Origin of the sequence: Yersinia fenwicki, from assembly GCF_043099325.1 — a bacterium.
In the GTDB taxonomy this organism is placed as follows: Bacteria; Pseudomonadota; Gammaproteobacteria; order Enterobacterales; family Enterobacteriaceae; genus Yersinia.
In genome coordinates this window covers 2,013,954-2,028,696 of record NZ_CP170755.1, presented here as the reverse complement: position 1 = coordinate 2,028,696, position 14,743 = coordinate 2,013,954, and the positions used below count along the sequence as shown (strand labels likewise).

The window sequence follows — 14,743 nt, the reverse complement described above, 5'->3', positions numbered from 1 at the left end:
ATGATGGCCTCAATGAACAATTGCGGGTTCTTGGTTAGGATGAAGACTAACTTCGGTAACGTTTTTATCTGCCATCGCATCAATAACCTTATCCAGTGCCTGTGGATGGAACTTGCTGAACTCATCCACATAGGTATTAATAAAGTCGCTTGCTGCCTGCTCTCCCTGACATTTAATTTCTGACCTTGCACCGGCCTCACTCATAAAGATTTCAACCGTGAGTGTCATGACCTTAATTGGTTGTTTAATGGACATAATGAACCTCCGCACGCCAATGAATAATGCATCCCTGTACCATCGCGGTATACGCTTTACGTACATGGCCATTACTGGTTTCAATAATTTCTTTAGAACGGCGAACTAAGTCTGGACACGGGGCGACAATCTCCAGCATGGGTCTGGCCCGTTCAGCGTTGACCCGCTTGATTTCAACATTGCGGCGTTCGAGCCAACCCACCGCATTGACTAACTGCGTTGCTTTACGTTTCATGCATGTACCCCTTCTAGGTCTTTGACGGCCGCACGGATGTGCTTTTCAGTCAGGGTTTCGTTACTGCCTTTGGCAAACATCGCTGCCAGGCGGAGCGTATGGGAGACGGTACGCAATGCGCCGGGGCGCTCGGATAAGGTCAGGATTAACGCGCGTTCGGCTTTACCCGTCAGGCCCCAGGCATCGGAAATAGCAGTGATGTCATCCCGTTTGGTTTTCAGGATGGCAACTTTCTTGGCGATACGGCTAAACAGACGGGCAAAATCCACGCTGCGTGAACTACCGCCAGTTAGCTTGGCATACACCTGATGGTTGCCGACCAGTGCCAGGCCGATGCCGGTTTCTTCCTGCAAAATGCGCAACTCCTCCAACACGGGATAATCAAGATGGTCGGCCTCATCGATAATTAGCAGGCCATTAGTCCCGCGTAATTTTCTGCGAACTGCGCGGCCCAGTTGGCCAGCCCGGCGTGGAGCATCACCGACACCCAGCTCTAAGGCTAACTCATAGAGCGCTTCGCTAAGACTGGCGCGGGAGGGGGAAACAGTGATTAACCACACATTCGGGCGCTCGGAAACAAACTGCTGCAATGCGCGCGTTTTACCCACACCGGGACTGCCGTAGATAACGGCGATGCATTGTGCCAACTGCGCATATTGCAGCGCACTCCATATCTGCCGTGCCGTTTTGGTTTGCACAAAATCAGGGGCTTCCGGCATTTCATTCGCGCGGCGGCTGCGATTTTCCAGCCAGATAGAGAGTTGTCCGGCGATTTTACTGTTGTCACCCCGGTAACTTTCACTCATAAACTGCGACAGCGCTGTGCCTGAAATGGCACTTTCACGGGCGATAGTGCTATAGGTCACATCATCGCGCTCAACTATCCCGCGTATCTCGGCGCGAACGTCAGCCATTGCGGTTTGGGCATGGGCTAAATCCATTACGTTACTCATGATAATTATTCTCCTACAGGCTGTTTTTCTGTGATTGCTCATGTAATTGAGCAACCGCATTTTCAAAGGCATAGTCATAGTCCGTCTCAGACTGTTCCTCGACCAGTTCACGCCGCACGGTATTACCCGCAGGGCGATAGATTTCAACCACTCGGCTTTCAGGCGGTTCCGGTGGCAAGGTATCTGGCATCAGTTCCGCAACTTCCAGCGCGGTCATGCGGCTCTGCGCTGCTGTTGCCTCTTTAGTACGTTTAACAAATCGAGTTCTATTTCTGTGATGCTCACGGGCGGCTTGCGTGTCACCGAACCCGGCCTTCTGAATACAAGTGGCCTCACAGATGAAGCGCCCATCAAGGGTGTAACACAGCACACTGGCGTGTAATTGTGCCGGGTCAAACCGCACCACAATCTTATTGGGCTTGATACCCAGTAACTGTTCGTTGTAGTAGCGATTCTCACGGCCCTGCAACTTCCCGCCAGCCTTCAACACAAAGGTGCCATCATTAACCGTGACCGCCTCAGATGGCAGCAGTAACAAGTGCCGTTGCTCTGCGGTAGCTTTGCGCACGGTGCTTTCCTGATAGCTTTGCTCAAAGGCGGCATCAAAGGAGAGGATACCCCGACATACCTCGGTATCGCGCTTAGGACGGCGATTCCAGAAGGCGATCCCTTCGGCCAGCGCTTTTAAAAAGACTTCGGCATCCACCACCCGTTCACCGTAATTATCCGGCTTGGCCATAGGGTTGGCACCGGTATACGCGCCCTCAAGTAAGGGGTGTTTATCAACCACTTCCCCCAACCCACCATGTGAGAATGCGCGTTCAATCGGCTTAGCCTGACCGTGCCCCTGACCGAATAGCACACTTGTCCAGTGCAGTTTGATACCCAACAAAGGAATAATGCCCTTCGGGTCATCCTCTTTAACTTTGAAGCGGTAACGGTTTGGCACACCACCGGTCATCCACTTGTTGGCTGCTGCGCGGGTGTTATCGATGGTGATATGTTTGGGTATGCCGTATTGCTCAACCACATCGGCCAACGCCAGACGAATAGAATCACTGTTTTCTGACACATCGGTGCGGTAGCCCAAAATCTTACGGGTACGAATATCCTGCCAGACCCACGTTTTAGGCCGGATAACTTCCCCGTTAAACCAACGAACGAACACGTTATGCTGGTAACCATCACCGTTGATCCACTCCATCGCATCAAGTTCCAACACGCTGCGTTCCTGAGCGGGATAAAGGTTCATCAGGGCATGTTCCCCCTCGCGTAACAAAACGACTTGCTCGGTAGGAACTTCACGTTCCAGCTTGCGTCGCAACGAGGACAGACTCGGTATTGTCCAGTTATGGGCGGTGGCAGCTTCTTCCAGCCGGGCGTAACAGGTGCGTAATGCCGGTTGCGCCGGACGCAGGAAATCGGCAAGAAAGAAATCCCAAGCCTTAGGGGAACATTCAGCCTCTTTCATTTTACGGGCGGTCAAGTTCTGACCGTGTTTGCTCACCAGAGCCGCCAGCCAGTCAGTGCGATCAAATGGTTTGGCGAGGTAATACCAACGGCGAACATTGGCCGGGGACACTTTTAAGGCTTCGCCCACCGAGTCAAATGCCGTCAACGTATCAATACTGGAATCAATCAATCCGGCTACAGCCATGACGGCCTCGCATTTCTCTTTTGCTTTTTCACGCTGTTTATTGCTGGCGTTATTCCAGTGTTGCCACAATGACTCGCGGCAATAGGCATCGGACGGGCGTTTGATAATGTCAAAATATTGGTTGTTGATTTCAACCGTACCCTGGGTTTTCAAGACCGAGGCGCGGGCGACGGGGGGCAGGCAATTAATGTGAAACTCATAGGCTTTAGTGCCTTCACGCTTGCGCATGGTTTCTACCGTTGCATTTTTTTTCAACCGGTTAGATATGTTAAATGGGGCGGTTGGCATGTTCGGCAACCCTATGCACTCTTGTGCTGTAACCCAAATATCCATTATTCACACTCCAAAAATAAGGCTGTTCTGTTGATTTATTCAAGCAGTGTTAAATGGTTTGGATATCAGCCACTTCTTTCAATTTCATATAGCGACTAGGCCAAATGGTTTCAGGATTGACACCAATTGCGTGAGCAATCAGACGCTCACCTTTTGGCCAAGGGCGTACAAGGGCATTACGTAAAGTATCTTTGGACAGACCTGCCGCAACAGAGAGGGTTCGTAGGTTAGTACCACTCTTTTCTAATGCAGCGCGGATATCTGCGCGATGCCAGTCTTGTCTGTTTGTCTGCATTGTGTGATCCTTATGGGTTTATCTGTGCCGATAATCTCTAGCGCTTATCGGTATGCATATAAATATATCGCATAAAAACACGAAGTCAATATATATGCGTGTTTTTATGCGAATGCATATTTCAAATAATGAGGCACCTATGACTGGGGAACACAAAGAAAAGCATGATACTTCTGAGAAAAACATGCCTCGTGTTTTTACACGCAATGGAATAGCTCATTTTAAAGATAGATTGAGGGAGGCAATGGGAAAGGAGTCAGGTAATAGTCTTGCTAAAAGATGTGGTATGTCAGAGGCAGTCATACGGGCCTATTTATCAGGAAAGACATATCCATCATTAGACAGACTGGCCACCCTTGCTGAAAAATGCGAAGTATCTATTGAATGGTTAGCAAATGGTGGAGATACAACCGACAATAGTATGCCTTCACAGCTCAACGAATGCCCCCTGGATGAGTCACAAACAGTAACTGAGGCCCAGCAGCAAGCATGGCTAGCGTTTCTCAGTAGAATGACACCCAATGAGCGAGAGGCTATAATTGATAAGGTTTACAGGCAAGGTATTGGTGTATTACTAGCATCGATTCAATCTACCGGTAAGCCAGTGTCGTCACAATTTCCTTGGCCTGATGACCTTCCTGAGAAAACCGGCATATCTCACAATGCTATGGTGATGGCTCTGAGGTACGACTCAATGACAGACCAAGAACGCCTTGAACTTTTAGCCGACATAGAGAGGGCACACTCGTCAGCATCTGGTCACAAGCCAAGTGACAAGCAAGCGGGTTGAGGGGCTTCATTGCCCCGTTGTGTAAAGGCTATTTAAAAATGATTTAAACGGTGGTTAGCGCGTTCCCTCGCTTTATCAAAGTACGTGGTTCAAAAGCCAATGCAGGAAGTTTTTTCTCATTTCGAGTATTTACGATTTATCGAGGTATGGTGGAAATTTTAGAATCCACGATTTCCCGAATTCGTTCTAATACCCCCACCTTCCTATACTCAATTTCGCCTAACTCTTTGTATAAGTTGGCAAGATTCATGTCATAGTCAGGCGCATCATTGATAGCGGAATGCAAGGTGAAGGAACCAGCGGTTCCCTCATAACCATCCCGCCTCTTAAGTTCACCGGAGTACCGCGCCATTGCTGAGCGAGAAACGGCATAGCCTAGCGATTTCAGCCAATCGACCATATCATCATGTTCGCCGTATCTGGCGTTTCTGATGCGCGTATGCAGTGCAAAAATATGCTCGTCAGTTAAGTTAGTAATGAATGACTTTCGGCCTGCCATTTGTCGAACTCCTTATCTCTCTAATTCCCGAGTAATCCCATAACTAACTATCCAAATCAAGACCAATTTGTTCCCGTTTGTTTTCGGAAATTCCCTAGTTTCCGTTTCTCATTCTTACTGACTCATAACAGCCGCCCAGATGCTGGCAATGGTTTCACTGCCCTTTTTCCTTCAAACCGTTTTGGGTCGTGATGAAGTAGCCACCGGCTTGCTATTAACCCCGTGGCCTCTTGCTACCATGGTGGTCGCTCCCATCGCGGGCAGATTGGTTGAACGCTACCATGCAGGGTTACTCGGAGGGATTGGTTTAGCGGTGTTTGCGAGTGGGTTATTCCTGTTAGCCATATTACCTGCCAACCCCACTGATTTAGATATTATCTGGCGTATGGTGCTGTGTGGTGCCGGTTTCGGCCTATTTCAAGCGCCCAATAACCACACCATTATCTCTGCCGCGCCCCAACATCGCAGCGGCGGGGCCAGTGGCATGTTGGGCACCGCGCGCCTGTTGGGGCAGACATCAGGCGCGGCATTGGTTGCCTTGATGTTCAATCTGTTTGCCACCAATGGAACGCATGCATCACTGATACTTGCGGGATGTTTCGCCAGCATCGCGGCGCTGGTCAGTTTACTGCGGGTAAGCCAAAAACGCGGTTAGGTTATCTAAAGAAGACCTAGCACAAAGCAAAACCCCGCCATTTAGCGGGGTTTTTTATTTTATATCAATACCGATTACTTCAGGTATTCACCAGAACGCAAAGCTTCAATACGCTTGTCCAGCGGCGGGTGAGACATAAACAGCTCGCTGAATGATTTAGATTTACCGTTAATGCAGAAAGCCATCATGCTACCGGCTTCCTGGGGTTCATAGCTGGTTTTCAGCCGCTGCAATGCAGCAATCATCTTCTCACGCCCAACTAATCTTGCTGAACCGGCGTCGGCATGGAATTCACGATGACGCGAGAACCACATGTTAATAATGCTCGCGAGAATACCGAACACCAGCTCCAATACCATTGAAACCGCAAAGTAAACCATTGGGTTACCTGAACTGCTCCCTTCATTATCACGATCACCCGACAAGAAGCCAGCGGCAACCTGCGCAATCAAACGTGAAATGAAGATAACGAAGGTATTCACGATACCTTGAATCAAAGTCATGGTAACCATATCACCATTCGCCACATGGCTAATTTCATGGGCAATAACGGCCTCAGCTTCATCACGGCTCATGTTCTGCAACAAACCGGTACTAACAGCGACCAATGAAGCATCGCGACGGGCACCGGTCGCGAAAGCGTTTATATCCGGAGCCTGATAAATAGCCACTTGCGGCATGGCAATGCCTGCCTGCTGAGACTGACGACGTACTGTTTCCAATAACCAGCGCTCAGTTTCATTACGGGGTTGTTCAATAACTTCGCCGCCCACAGAACGAAGAGCCATCCATTTGGACATCAGCAACGAAACAAATGCGCCGCCAAAACCAAACAGACCGGCCATAATCATCAGCCCCTGCACACTGCTGGACTGAATACCTGTCAGGCTAAGCACCAACCCGAACACCAACATGACAGCCAGGTTGGTGAGTAGGAATAGAGCGATACGCATCATAAAAATTTATTTCCTTATTCTGTTAATTGACGACCGTATTAAATCGACACCGTATTAAGCCAAAATTGACATGATGACCTAGCCAAATAACTACCGAGATATGCTGATCGTATGGGCATCTGATAAATTTTCAAGGCTTGTTAAGTTCTAAGAGAGGAAATCAACATAACTTTACAAATTTGGATACTTTTTATTACATATTGAGCTATTTTTTCGTCAATTCATCTGAAGTGGCACAGAAAAAAAGTAAAAAAAATCCGGGCTCTAAGAACCCGGATTATGTATAGGTCCGCAGATTATTTTGCGGCTGTTGCTGTCGCAGCAGTCGCTGCTGGTTGAGATTCAACCTGTGGTTGCGCTTTTTCTTTATGAGCTAAATCCAATGCAATATGCACGGTTTCATCCAGATAAGGGTCCGGCTCTTGATAGTCTTTTGGCAAATCTTCTAATGACTTCAGTGGCTTCTTACCTTCACGTTTAAAACGCTCATTTAAGCGATTCAAACGTGTAGCATCATCATCATGGTTCTCTTTTTCACGCTGAGCGTAATTAAGAGAGACAATGTTCTTCTTATCTTTCAGCGCCTTATAACGATCAATATCTTGCTGAATATGTTGGAATTCAGGATCAGCGGCGATACGAGCGTCATGTGTTTTGCGTAACTCAGGCTCCAGCGGTTTCAAATCGCCCACTTTGGCATAACTGGCAGCATTGATGCTGTCCCAAGGCAAGGCGTTATCTTCAAAACTTTCACCGGTTTCTGCCGGATCGACACCAGTCGGCATCACAATATCTGGAGTAACCCCTTTACGCTGAGTACTGCCACCATCTACCCGATAGAATTTCTGGATAGTGTATTGCAGTGAACCCAATGCCGGCCATTCAGGGCGCAACATCTGATCATAGATACGATTCAAAGAACGGTACTGCTGTACAGTCCCTTTACCGAAGGTAGGCTCACCGACAATTAAGGCTCGGCTATAATCTTGCATCGCCGCAGCAAAAATCTCGGATGCAGAGGCACTGTAGCGGTCAACTAATACCACCAGCGGGCCTTTGTAATACACCACACCGTCTGTATCACTGTCTTCGCGTACTTTACCGTTATTATCCCGCACCTGAACCACTGGGCCACTTGGAATAAACAAACCAGATAAAGAAACAGCTTCAGTCAGCGCCCCACCACCATTGCTACGTAAGTCAATGATAATACTGCTGACATTCTGTTTTTCCAGTTTCTGCAACTGTACCTTGACGTCTTCTGTCAGGCCAACGTAGAAGCCAGGAACATCCAGCACACCGACACGTTCTTTGCCGATGGTTTTCACCGACATTTTCACCGCGCGATCTTCCAGACGAATACGCTCACGCGTCAACGTCACGGTGCGAGGTTTCGTCCCTTTACCGGCTGGTAAAATTTCTAAGCGCACTTTACTGCCCTTCGGCCCTTTAATCAGCGCGACCACATCGTCAAGACGCCAGCCGATAACATCCACCATCGGTTTGCCGGTTTGACCAACGCCGATCACCCGATCACCCACCGCGATAGTTTTACTTTTCGCTGCTGGGCCACCCGGAACCATGGAGTTGATTAATGTGTAATCATCATCCATTTGCAGAACGGCACCGATACCTTCCAGAGACAAACTCATTTCGGTATTGAACTGCTCGGTATTACGTGGGGACAGGTAGTTAGTATGGGGGTCAATTTCGTGAGCAAACGCATTCATAATCAGCTGGAAGACGTCTTCGCTATTACTTTGCGTCAAACGCTTGATTGCAGCCTGATAGCGCTTCGTCAGCGTCTCTTTGATTTCTTTGTCCGTTTTACCGGTTAACTTCAAATTGAGCTGATCGTATTTAACTTTTGCGTCCCAAAGCTTGTTCAGCTCTGCTTCGCTAGTCGGCCAAGGCGCTTTGCTGCGATCAATGTCAATGGTGTCATTACCGGTGAAATCCATTGGCCGGTCCAACACTGACAGCGCATATTGATAGCGCTCAAAACGGCGTTTCTGCGCCAAATTGAATAACGCATACGGCGTATCTAATTGGCCGGATTTTAATTCATCGTCCAGCGAATGTTTTTTATCCGCGAACTTTGCCACATCTGATGCCAACAACACGTTATGGCTGTAATCCAGCATGTTGAGATAGCGATCAAATATTTTGGCGGAAAACTGATCATCCAATGCAAATTGGCGATAGTGAGAGCGAGTGAAGCGCGATGTTACGCGCTCACTCACGGTTGCGTGCTCTGGTTCCTGGTGTAATTGAGGAAGTTGACCGATGCGATACGTTGTATCAGCCGCGTAACTTGCCCCCGCCAGTAACAAGCCTGCGATTGCTGTTAGTCTGACAAATTTGTTCATGCCTAGGTTGGCCTCCGTATCAGAACTGCAAGTGTTCTGCGCGCACAATCATCGCCAGACCGGAAGATAGCTGCACCCGTACGCCATCTTTAGCGATTTCTAATACGGTTGCGTCCATCGCGCTCTTGCCTGCTCTGACTTTGATTTCTTGACCAATTTGCAGTTTAGAGATATCTGTGACCGGCACAGGGCGTGGCTGGTTTTCCTCGGCCTGTGGACGAGGTGGCCGAGATTGTTTTTGATTAGCCTGCTGAGGGCGAGGTGACTGACGAGGCTTGCGGTTTTCCACAGCAGCACCCGCTTCACGACGCGGCGCAGGTTTTTTACCTGCCGGACGTGGGCGACGTGGCTCTGGGGTTTCACCCGCAGCAATGGCAGCTTCGCGCTTTTTAGCTTGTTGTTCAGCACGTTGTGCTTGAACACGGGCTTTCGCCTCTTCCAGCTGTTTACGGGCATGTTCTACATGTTGCTCTTCCAGCACACCACAAGGGTTGCCGTCCAAATCAACACGCTCAGCACCGACTTTGACCCCATAAAGATAACGCCAGCTTGAGGTGTAGAGACGCAGCGCAGAACGCAATTGCGTTTTGCTTAAATTCTCTTCCCCTTGAACACGTTCGACCAGATCTTGAAAAATTCCGATCTTCAGTGGACGTGCTTCGCCTTCGGCGGTGAAACAAAGCGGGAACCGCTCAGCCAAAAAGGCTATGACTTCTTTACTACTGTTCAACTTAGGTTGATTTTCCATGAAATTTCCTGATTACAACGGGTTTGCCAACCAGCGCAGGCATGAACAGGCGTCATTATAATGACGCCATCAGCAATTGCCACGTTATCCGTATATCAACTTGCAGCTTGTGTGACATATTTTGCGCTATCACAAAGTTCAAGATGCTCGCAAAGCCCCGCCAAGACTGAGTTTAAGCCTAATTCGTCGTCTTTATCAAAGCGATCATAAACAATGCTGTCGATATCCAAAACGCCGATAACTTTTCCCTGAACTGTGATTGGCAGCACAATTTCAGCATTACTGGCGGCATCACAAGCGATATGACCGGGGAATGCATGAACATCACCGACCCGCTGAACGCGATTTTCTGCCACCGCAGTTCCACATACCCCTTTCCCGACAGGAATACGCACACAGGCGATTTTTCCCTGGAAAGGCCCTAACACCAATTGATTGCCATCGAGCAAATAAAAACCCGCCCAATTTAAACCGTCAAGGCGCTCATAAATTAAAGCGCTGGCGTTAGCCAATGTGGCGATGAAATTAGTTTCACCTGCAATCAGGGCACTCAAGTCACGTTTTAATTCCGCGTAGAATTCTACTTTTTTCATGTAATGACCGTTAGAAACCTAAGAATAGCCAGAGGCAATTATTGCGCGTAGCTTATATAAAATAATCATTAATTGCGCGTTGCTACAAGGTTATTCGACGCTTACCCACAAAAGAGTTGCCGACATCGTGGGTTTGACCCTTTTTGCCCCTTGTTTTGAGTGATTGCTCTGCTACCATCCGCACTATTATTTACTGTTTACTATTTACAGGCCGACATCGGTATCAGGGTGCTCAATAGATGAAAATACATGCCATTCAGCGCCCACTGTCCACCTCCCGGATTCAGCGATGCTGTGAATGTGATGCGCTGTTTACTTTGCCTCCACTCAATGGCACGCAAACCGCCTATTGCCCGCGTTGCAGCGCAAAAATTGCCAGTGGGCGAGATTGGTCACTGACCCGTCTGACCGCCATTGCTGTCGCTATGCTATTACTGATGCCATTTGCGTTTACCGAACCGCTGATTACCATCCGTCTGCTCGGCACCCGAATTGATGCCAGTTTGCTGGAAGGGATCTGGCAAATGAGCCGTCAGGGCCACCCTATCACCGCCAGTATGGTGGCATTTTGTATTTTGGGTGCGCCGATTACCCTGACAGTGTCAATACTCTATCTACGAATTGGCAGCAGAATTGGTATGAATCTGCGGCCAATCTTATTGATGCTTGAGCGACTGAAAGAATGGGTGATGCTGGATATCTATCTTATCGGCATGGCGGTGGCCTGTATTAAAGTCAAAGAATACGCTGATGTAATGGCCGGAACCGGATTAATAGCCTATCTGACGTTGACATTACTCAGTATTCTGGCGCTGGTGCATCTAAATCTGGAACAACTGTGGGAGCGTTTTTACCCGCAAGAGCAGCCCCCCGGCCCCAGAGAAACGCTGCGCGTCTGTTTATCCTGTCATTATACCGGGCACCCTGATGCCCTTGGCCGCTGCCCACGTTGTCACATCCCTTTACGCCATCGCCGCCGTCACAGCATCCAAAAAACTTGGGCGGCGTTAATTGCTTCTATCGTGTTGCTGCTGCCCGCCAATCTATTGCCGATATCAATTGTTTATGCCAACGGCACGCGTATGGAGGATACTATTTTCTCCGGTGTGGTTTCTCTTGCTTCATCTGGTAATCTGCCGATAGCCGCCGTGGTGTTTATCGCCAGTGTGCTGGTGCCTTTTACCAAAATTATTGTCTTAATAACATTACTGATGAGTATTCATCTAAAGACACAGCACAGCTTGAAAACTCGAATGCGGTTGCTGCGCCTAATGACCTGGATTGGCCGCTGGTCAATGTTAGATCTCTTTGTTATTGCACTAATGATGTCGCTGATTAATCGCGATCAGCTCCTTTCCTTTACTATGGGGCCAGCAGCCTTCTATTTTGGGTCTGCGGTCATTTTGACTATCCTTGCTGTTGAATGGCTTGATAGCCGATTGATTTGGGATGCACATGCAACAGGAAACGCCGAGTACACCGACTGAGGCACAGATTAAACATAAACGCCGGATATCACCTTTCTGGTTGCTGCCTTTTATTGCCCTGCTGATTGCGGGATGGCTGGTTTATAACAACTGGCAAGAACGTGGCACGGAAGTCACTATCGATTTCCAGTCTGCGGCAGGGATTGTCGCGGGGCGTACGCCTATTCGCTACCAAGGTGTCGAAGTCGGAATGGTGCAATCCATCAGCCTGGATGATGATCTGCGTAATATTAAAGTTACCGCCAGCATCAAAAATGACATGGAAGACTCGTTGCGTGAAGGAACTCAATTTTGGTTGGTGACGCCTAAAGCATCATTGGCCGGGGTTTCTGGACTGGATGCCTTGGTCGGCGGTAACTATATCGGCATGATGCCCGGTGAAGGGAAACCGCAAAGCCACTTCACCGCGCTGGATACCCAACCTAAATTTCGCCTCAATACCGGTGAACTGATGGTGCATCTCCATGCGCCTGACCTGGGTTCGCTAAATAACGGCTCACTGGTGTATTACCGTAAGATTCCGGTAGGAAAAGTCTACGATTACAATATTGCACCTGATAATAACGGTGTAGTCATTGATGTGCTGATTGACCGGCGCTTTGCCAAGTTGGTCAAAAATGACACTCGTTTCTGGAACGTATCGGGTTTTAAAGGTGATTTCAGTCTCAATGGCGCGTCCGTACAAATGGAAAGTCTGGCCGCGTTGGTCAATGGAGCCATCGCTTTTGACTCCCCGCCCAATAGCCAGAACGCCAAGCCCGACCAGCCTTTCCAGCTTTATCCTGATTTGGCACACAGCCAGCGTGGTGTCGCCATCACTCTGGATTTACCTAGCGGCAATAGCTTGAGTGAGGGGCGTACCCCACTGATTTATCAGGGGTTACAAGTTGGTACCCTGACTAAAATGACACTCCAGCCAGAGGGGAAAGTAACCGGCGAACTGACTATTGATCCGTCCGTAGTCGATTTAATGCGGACTGGTACGCGCATTGAAATGAACAGTCCGCGCATCAGCCTCAGTGATACCAAACTGAGTGAGCTTTTAACTGGAAATACATTAGAACTCATTCCTGGCGAGGGTGAACCGCAACAGCGTTTTACCGTGCTGCCCAGCAGTAAAAGCTTGTTGCAGCAACCTAATGTTCTCGAATTGCAATTAACTGCGCCGGAAAGCTACGGCATTGACGTGGGCCAGCCCATTTCATTACATGGCATTAAAATTGGTCAGATATTAACGCGCGAACTGTCAGCCAATGGCGTCAGTTTTACCGCAGCAATTGAAGCCAAATATCGTGATTTAGTACATAAAGATAGCAAGTTTGTGGTCAACAGCCGTATTGATGTAAAACTCGGTATCGATGGCATCGATGTCCAAGGTGCCAGTGCTCAGGAATGGATTGATGGCGGTATTCTGATTCTGCCGGGCAGTAAAGGTGATCCACTCGGTAAGTATCCACTGTACAGTAGCGTAGATAAAGCGATCGACGGCATTTTAGGTAATAGTCCAGCCACTACCCTCACCTTAACTGCCACCAGCCTGCCTGATGTGCAGACCGGTTCAGTGGTGTTGTATCGCAAATTCCAGGTGGGTGAAATTACTCAGGTCCGGCCGAAAGCTAACGAGTTCGAAGTGGATGTTTATATTCAGTCGGAATATCGCAAGCTACTCACTGATAAGAGTATCTTCTGGGCCGAAGGTGGGGCAAAAGTACAATTGAACGGGAGCGGCCTGACTGTGCAAGCCTCTCCGCTGAATCGCGCATTAAAAGGCGCAATCAGCTTCGATAATCTTGAGGGCGTTACGCTGGATAAAGGCGTAAAACGTACACTTTATGCTAACGAAACTGCGGCGCGCGCGGTCGGCAGCCAGATTATCTTGCGGACCTTTGATGCCAGTAAACTTGCCGCCGGCATGCCAATTCGTTATCTGGGTATCAATATCGGTCAGGTTGAATCGCTGAAACTGGCCCCAGAGCGCAATGAAGTGCTCGCCAAAGCAGTGCTTTACCCCGAATATGTACAGAGTTTTGCTCGCGCTGGTACCCGTTTCTCGATTGTTTCGCCGGAAATCTCTGCCGCCGGGGTTAATAATCTGGATACCCTATTCCAGCCTTACATTAATGTAGAGCCAGGTAAAGGTGGCACATTACGCACTTTTGAGCTGCAAACCGCCACCATTACGGATTCTCGCTATCTGGATGGTCTGAGCATTATCCTCGATACCGCTGAGGCTGGCTCATTGCAGGTGGGGACACCGGTTCTATTCCGTGGGCTGGAAGTGGGGACTGTGACTGGATTTAATCTAGGAGCGATGTCTGATCGGGTACAGGTTTCCCTGCGCATCAGTCAGAAATACCAGCAATTAGTACGGCAAAATAGCGTTTTCTGGCTGGCATCAGGCTATAACCTTGAATTTGGCCTGACCGGCGGAGTGGTGAAAAGTGGTACCTTCCAGCAGTTTATTCGCGGTGGCATTGCTTTCGCCACCCCACCAACTACACCACTGGCGCCGAAAGCCAGTGTGAATCAACACTTCCTGCTTAACCCGCAAGAGCCTAAAGACTGGCGCAACTGGGGAACGGCGATACCACACTTCTAGTTTTGGGGCCCTTGGCGTGGGAACCAATACCCGCCCCGCCCTAACCAATAAAGGATCACCGGTGGTTTGGCGTAATCTCGCCAGCGCACGGCTCATTGCCGATGGACTTAGCCCCAATCGCTGGGCGGCTCGCACCACACTGCCTTCTGCCAGCAGAACATTGAGTGTGAGGAGTAAATTGAGATCAGGTTTTGTCATTCTGTGACTCTAGCACAATCCGTGATGACATAGCGTTGAATGCAGCAATTAACTGCACTCAGTGCGTCTTCCGCCTGGTCATGTAATGGAATAGCCTCTGACTAAGTCTTATTTGGAGCTA

Annotated in this window: 13 protein-coding genes and 2 pseudogenes; 4 read left to right on the top strand and 11 right to left on the bottom strand. The window is 49.0% G+C overall.

Annotated features, from left to right (window positions below; all coding sequences use genetic code 11):
- Positions 1 to 9: 9 nt before the first annotated feature.
- The 5 genes from ACF3VQ_RS09275 to ACF3VQ_RS09255 are packed head-to-tail and all read right to left on the bottom strand — an operon-like array spanning position 10 to position 3,728.
- Positions 10 to 255 carry a hypothetical protein gene (locus ACF3VQ_RS09275; RefSeq protein WP_392434915.1) on the bottom strand — a complete coding sequence of 82 codons (246 nt, stop codon included), beginning with the start codon at positions 253 to 255 and terminating at the stop codon, positions 10 to 12.
- Positions 245 to 490, bottom strand: a complete 246-nt coding sequence (locus ACF3VQ_RS09270; protein WP_128823396.1) for a hypothetical protein — start codon at positions 488 to 490, stop codon at positions 245 to 247. Before ACF3VQ_RS09270 ends, ACF3VQ_RS09275 begins: the two co-directional genes overlap by 11 nt.
- The gene (locus ACF3VQ_RS09265) at positions 487 to 1,443 is read right to left on the bottom strand and encodes an AAA family ATPase (protein WP_392434913.1); all 957 of its coding nucleotides are present in this window, start codon (positions 1,441 to 1,443) and stop codon (positions 487 to 489) included. Before ACF3VQ_RS09265 ends, ACF3VQ_RS09270 begins: the two co-directional genes overlap by 4 nt.
- A 13-nt stretch (positions 1,444 to 1,456) precedes the next feature.
- A complete protein-coding gene (locus tag ACF3VQ_RS09260; RefSeq protein ID WP_392434911.1) occupies positions 1,457 to 3,433 on the bottom strand; it encodes a transposase domain-containing protein in 1,977 nt (658 codons plus the stop codon).
- A 49-nt stretch (positions 3,434 to 3,482) separates the two neighbouring features.
- The gene (locus ACF3VQ_RS09255; RefSeq protein WP_392434909.1) at positions 3,483 to 3,728 is read right to left on the bottom strand and encodes a transcriptional regulator; all 246 of its coding nucleotides are present in this window, start codon (positions 3,726 to 3,728) and stop codon (positions 3,483 to 3,485) included.
- A gap of 139 nt (positions 3,729 to 3,867) precedes the next feature.
- Between ACF3VQ_RS09255 and ACF3VQ_RS09250 the strand changes: the two genes are divergently transcribed.
- Complete coding sequence (locus tag ACF3VQ_RS09250) at positions 3,868 to 4,518, top strand: helix-turn-helix domain-containing protein (protein ID WP_392434907.1); 651 nt, start codon at positions 3,868 to 3,870, stop codon at positions 4,516 to 4,518.
- Between the two features lie 136 nt (positions 4,519 to 4,654).
- On the opposite strand, the gene ACF3VQ_RS09245 is transcribed toward ACF3VQ_RS09250, so the two are convergent.
- A complete protein-coding gene (locus tag ACF3VQ_RS09245; RefSeq protein ID WP_392434905.1) occupies positions 4,655 to 5,017 on the bottom strand; it encodes a hypothetical protein in 363 nt (120 codons plus the stop codon).
- A gap of 130 nt (positions 5,018 to 5,147) precedes the next feature.
- On the opposite strand from ACF3VQ_RS09245, the pseudogene ACF3VQ_RS09240 reads away from it, so the two are divergent.
- Positions 5,148 to 5,672, top strand: a pseudogene (locus ACF3VQ_RS09240) (MFS transporter); the annotation flags it as partial.
- A gap of 74 nt (positions 5,673 to 5,746) precedes the next feature.
- Here the strand turns inward: ACF3VQ_RS09240 and htpX are convergent.
- From htpX to ACF3VQ_RS09220, 4 genes are all read right to left on the bottom strand, one after another.
- Positions 5,747 to 6,628: a protease HtpX gene (htpX, locus tag ACF3VQ_RS09235; protein WP_392434903.1), complete on the bottom strand. Its 882-nt coding sequence runs from the start codon at positions 6,626 to 6,628 to the stop codon at positions 5,747 to 5,749.
- A gap of 296 nt (positions 6,629 to 6,924) precedes the next feature.
- On the bottom strand, positions 6,925 to 8,997 hold the full coding sequence (gene prc, locus ACF3VQ_RS09230) for a carboxy terminal-processing peptidase (RefSeq protein ID WP_392434901.1): 2,073 nt from the start codon (positions 8,995 to 8,997) through the stop codon (positions 6,925 to 6,927).
- A gap of 19 nt (positions 8,998 to 9,016) precedes the next feature.
- Positions 9,017 to 9,745 (bottom strand): RNA chaperone ProQ, encoded by a 729-nt coding sequence (gene proQ, locus ACF3VQ_RS09225; protein ID WP_392434900.1) that lies wholly within the window; start codon positions 9,743 to 9,745, stop codon positions 9,017 to 9,019.
- Between the two features lie 95 nt (positions 9,746 to 9,840).
- Complete coding sequence (locus tag ACF3VQ_RS09220) at positions 9,841 to 10,338, bottom strand: GAF domain-containing protein (RefSeq protein WP_392434898.1); 498 nt, start codon at positions 10,336 to 10,338, stop codon at positions 9,841 to 9,843.
- A 239-nt stretch (positions 10,339 to 10,577) separates the two neighbouring features.
- Here ACF3VQ_RS09220 and yebS point away from each other — a divergent pair, with 239 nt between their 5' ends.
- Both yebS and ACF3VQ_RS09210 read left to right on the top strand, forming a co-directional pair.
- Positions 10,578 to 11,825: a membrane integrity lipid transport subunit YebS gene (gene yebS, locus ACF3VQ_RS09215; protein ID WP_392434896.1), complete on the top strand. Its 1,248-nt coding sequence runs from the start codon at positions 10,578 to 10,580 to the stop codon at positions 11,823 to 11,825.
- Positions 11,794 to 14,424, top strand: a complete 2,631-nt coding sequence (locus tag ACF3VQ_RS09210) for an MlaD family protein (protein WP_392434894.1) — start codon at positions 11,794 to 11,796, stop codon at positions 14,422 to 14,424. The genes yebS and ACF3VQ_RS09210 overlap by 32 nt, the downstream gene beginning before the upstream one ends.
- On the opposite strand, the pseudogene ACF3VQ_RS09205 reads toward ACF3VQ_RS09210, so the two are convergent.
- Positions 14,422 to 14,622, bottom strand: a pseudogene (locus tag ACF3VQ_RS09205) (LysR family transcriptional regulator); the annotation flags it as partial. The gene ACF3VQ_RS09210 and the pseudogene ACF3VQ_RS09205 overlap by 3 nt on opposite strands.
- Positions 14,623 to 14,743 lie beyond the last annotated feature (121 nt).

What these genes read in the sequence shown, in the direction of transcription:
- htpX (WP_392434903.1), bottom strand. Translation starts at nt 6,628, where the DNA reads ATGATGCGTATCGCTCTATTCCTACTCACCAACCTGGCTGTCATGTTG.
- ACF3VQ_RS09210 (WP_392434894.1), top strand. Translation starts at nt 11,794, where the DNA reads ATGCAACAGGAAACGCCGAGTACACCGACTGAGGCACAGATTAAACAT.
- prc (WP_392434901.1), bottom strand. Translation starts at nt 8,997, where the DNA reads ATGAACAAATTTGTCAGACTAACAGCAATCGCAGGCTTGTTACTGGCG.
- ACF3VQ_RS09270 (WP_128823396.1), bottom strand. Translation starts at nt 490, where the DNA reads ATGAAACGTAAAGCAACGCAGTTAGTCAATGCGGTGGGTTGGCTCGAA.
- ACF3VQ_RS09255 (WP_392434909.1), bottom strand. Translation starts at nt 3,728, where the DNA reads ATGCAGACAAACAGACAAGACTGGCATCGCGCAGATATCCGCGCTGCA.
- ACF3VQ_RS09275 (WP_392434915.1), bottom strand. Translation starts at nt 255, where the DNA reads ATGTCCATTAAACAACCAATTAAGGTCATGACACTCACGGTTGAAATC.
- ACF3VQ_RS09250 (WP_392434907.1), top strand. Translation starts at nt 3,868, where the DNA reads ATGACTGGGGAACACAAAGAAAAGCATGATACTTCTGAGAAAAACATG.
- ACF3VQ_RS09260 (WP_392434911.1), bottom strand. Translation starts at nt 3,433, where the DNA reads ATGGATATTTGGGTTACAGCACAAGAGTGCATAGGGTTGCCGAACATG.
- ACF3VQ_RS09220 (WP_392434898.1), bottom strand. Translation starts at nt 10,338, where the DNA reads ATGAAAAAAGTAGAATTCTACGCGGAATTAAAACGTGACTTGAGTGCC.
- proQ (WP_392434900.1), bottom strand. Translation starts at nt 9,745, where the DNA reads ATGGAAAATCAACCTAAGTTGAACAGTAGTAAAGAAGTCATAGCCTTT.
- ACF3VQ_RS09265 (WP_392434913.1), bottom strand. Translation starts at nt 1,443, where the DNA reads ATGAGTAACGTAATGGATTTAGCCCATGCCCAAACCGCAATGGCTGAC.
- ACF3VQ_RS09245 (WP_392434905.1), bottom strand. Translation starts at nt 5,017, where the DNA reads ATGGCAGGCCGAAAGTCATTCATTACTAACTTAACTGACGAGCATATT.
- yebS (WP_392434896.1), top strand. Translation starts at nt 10,578, where the DNA reads ATGAAAATACATGCCATTCAGCGCCCACTGTCCACCTCCCGGATTCAG.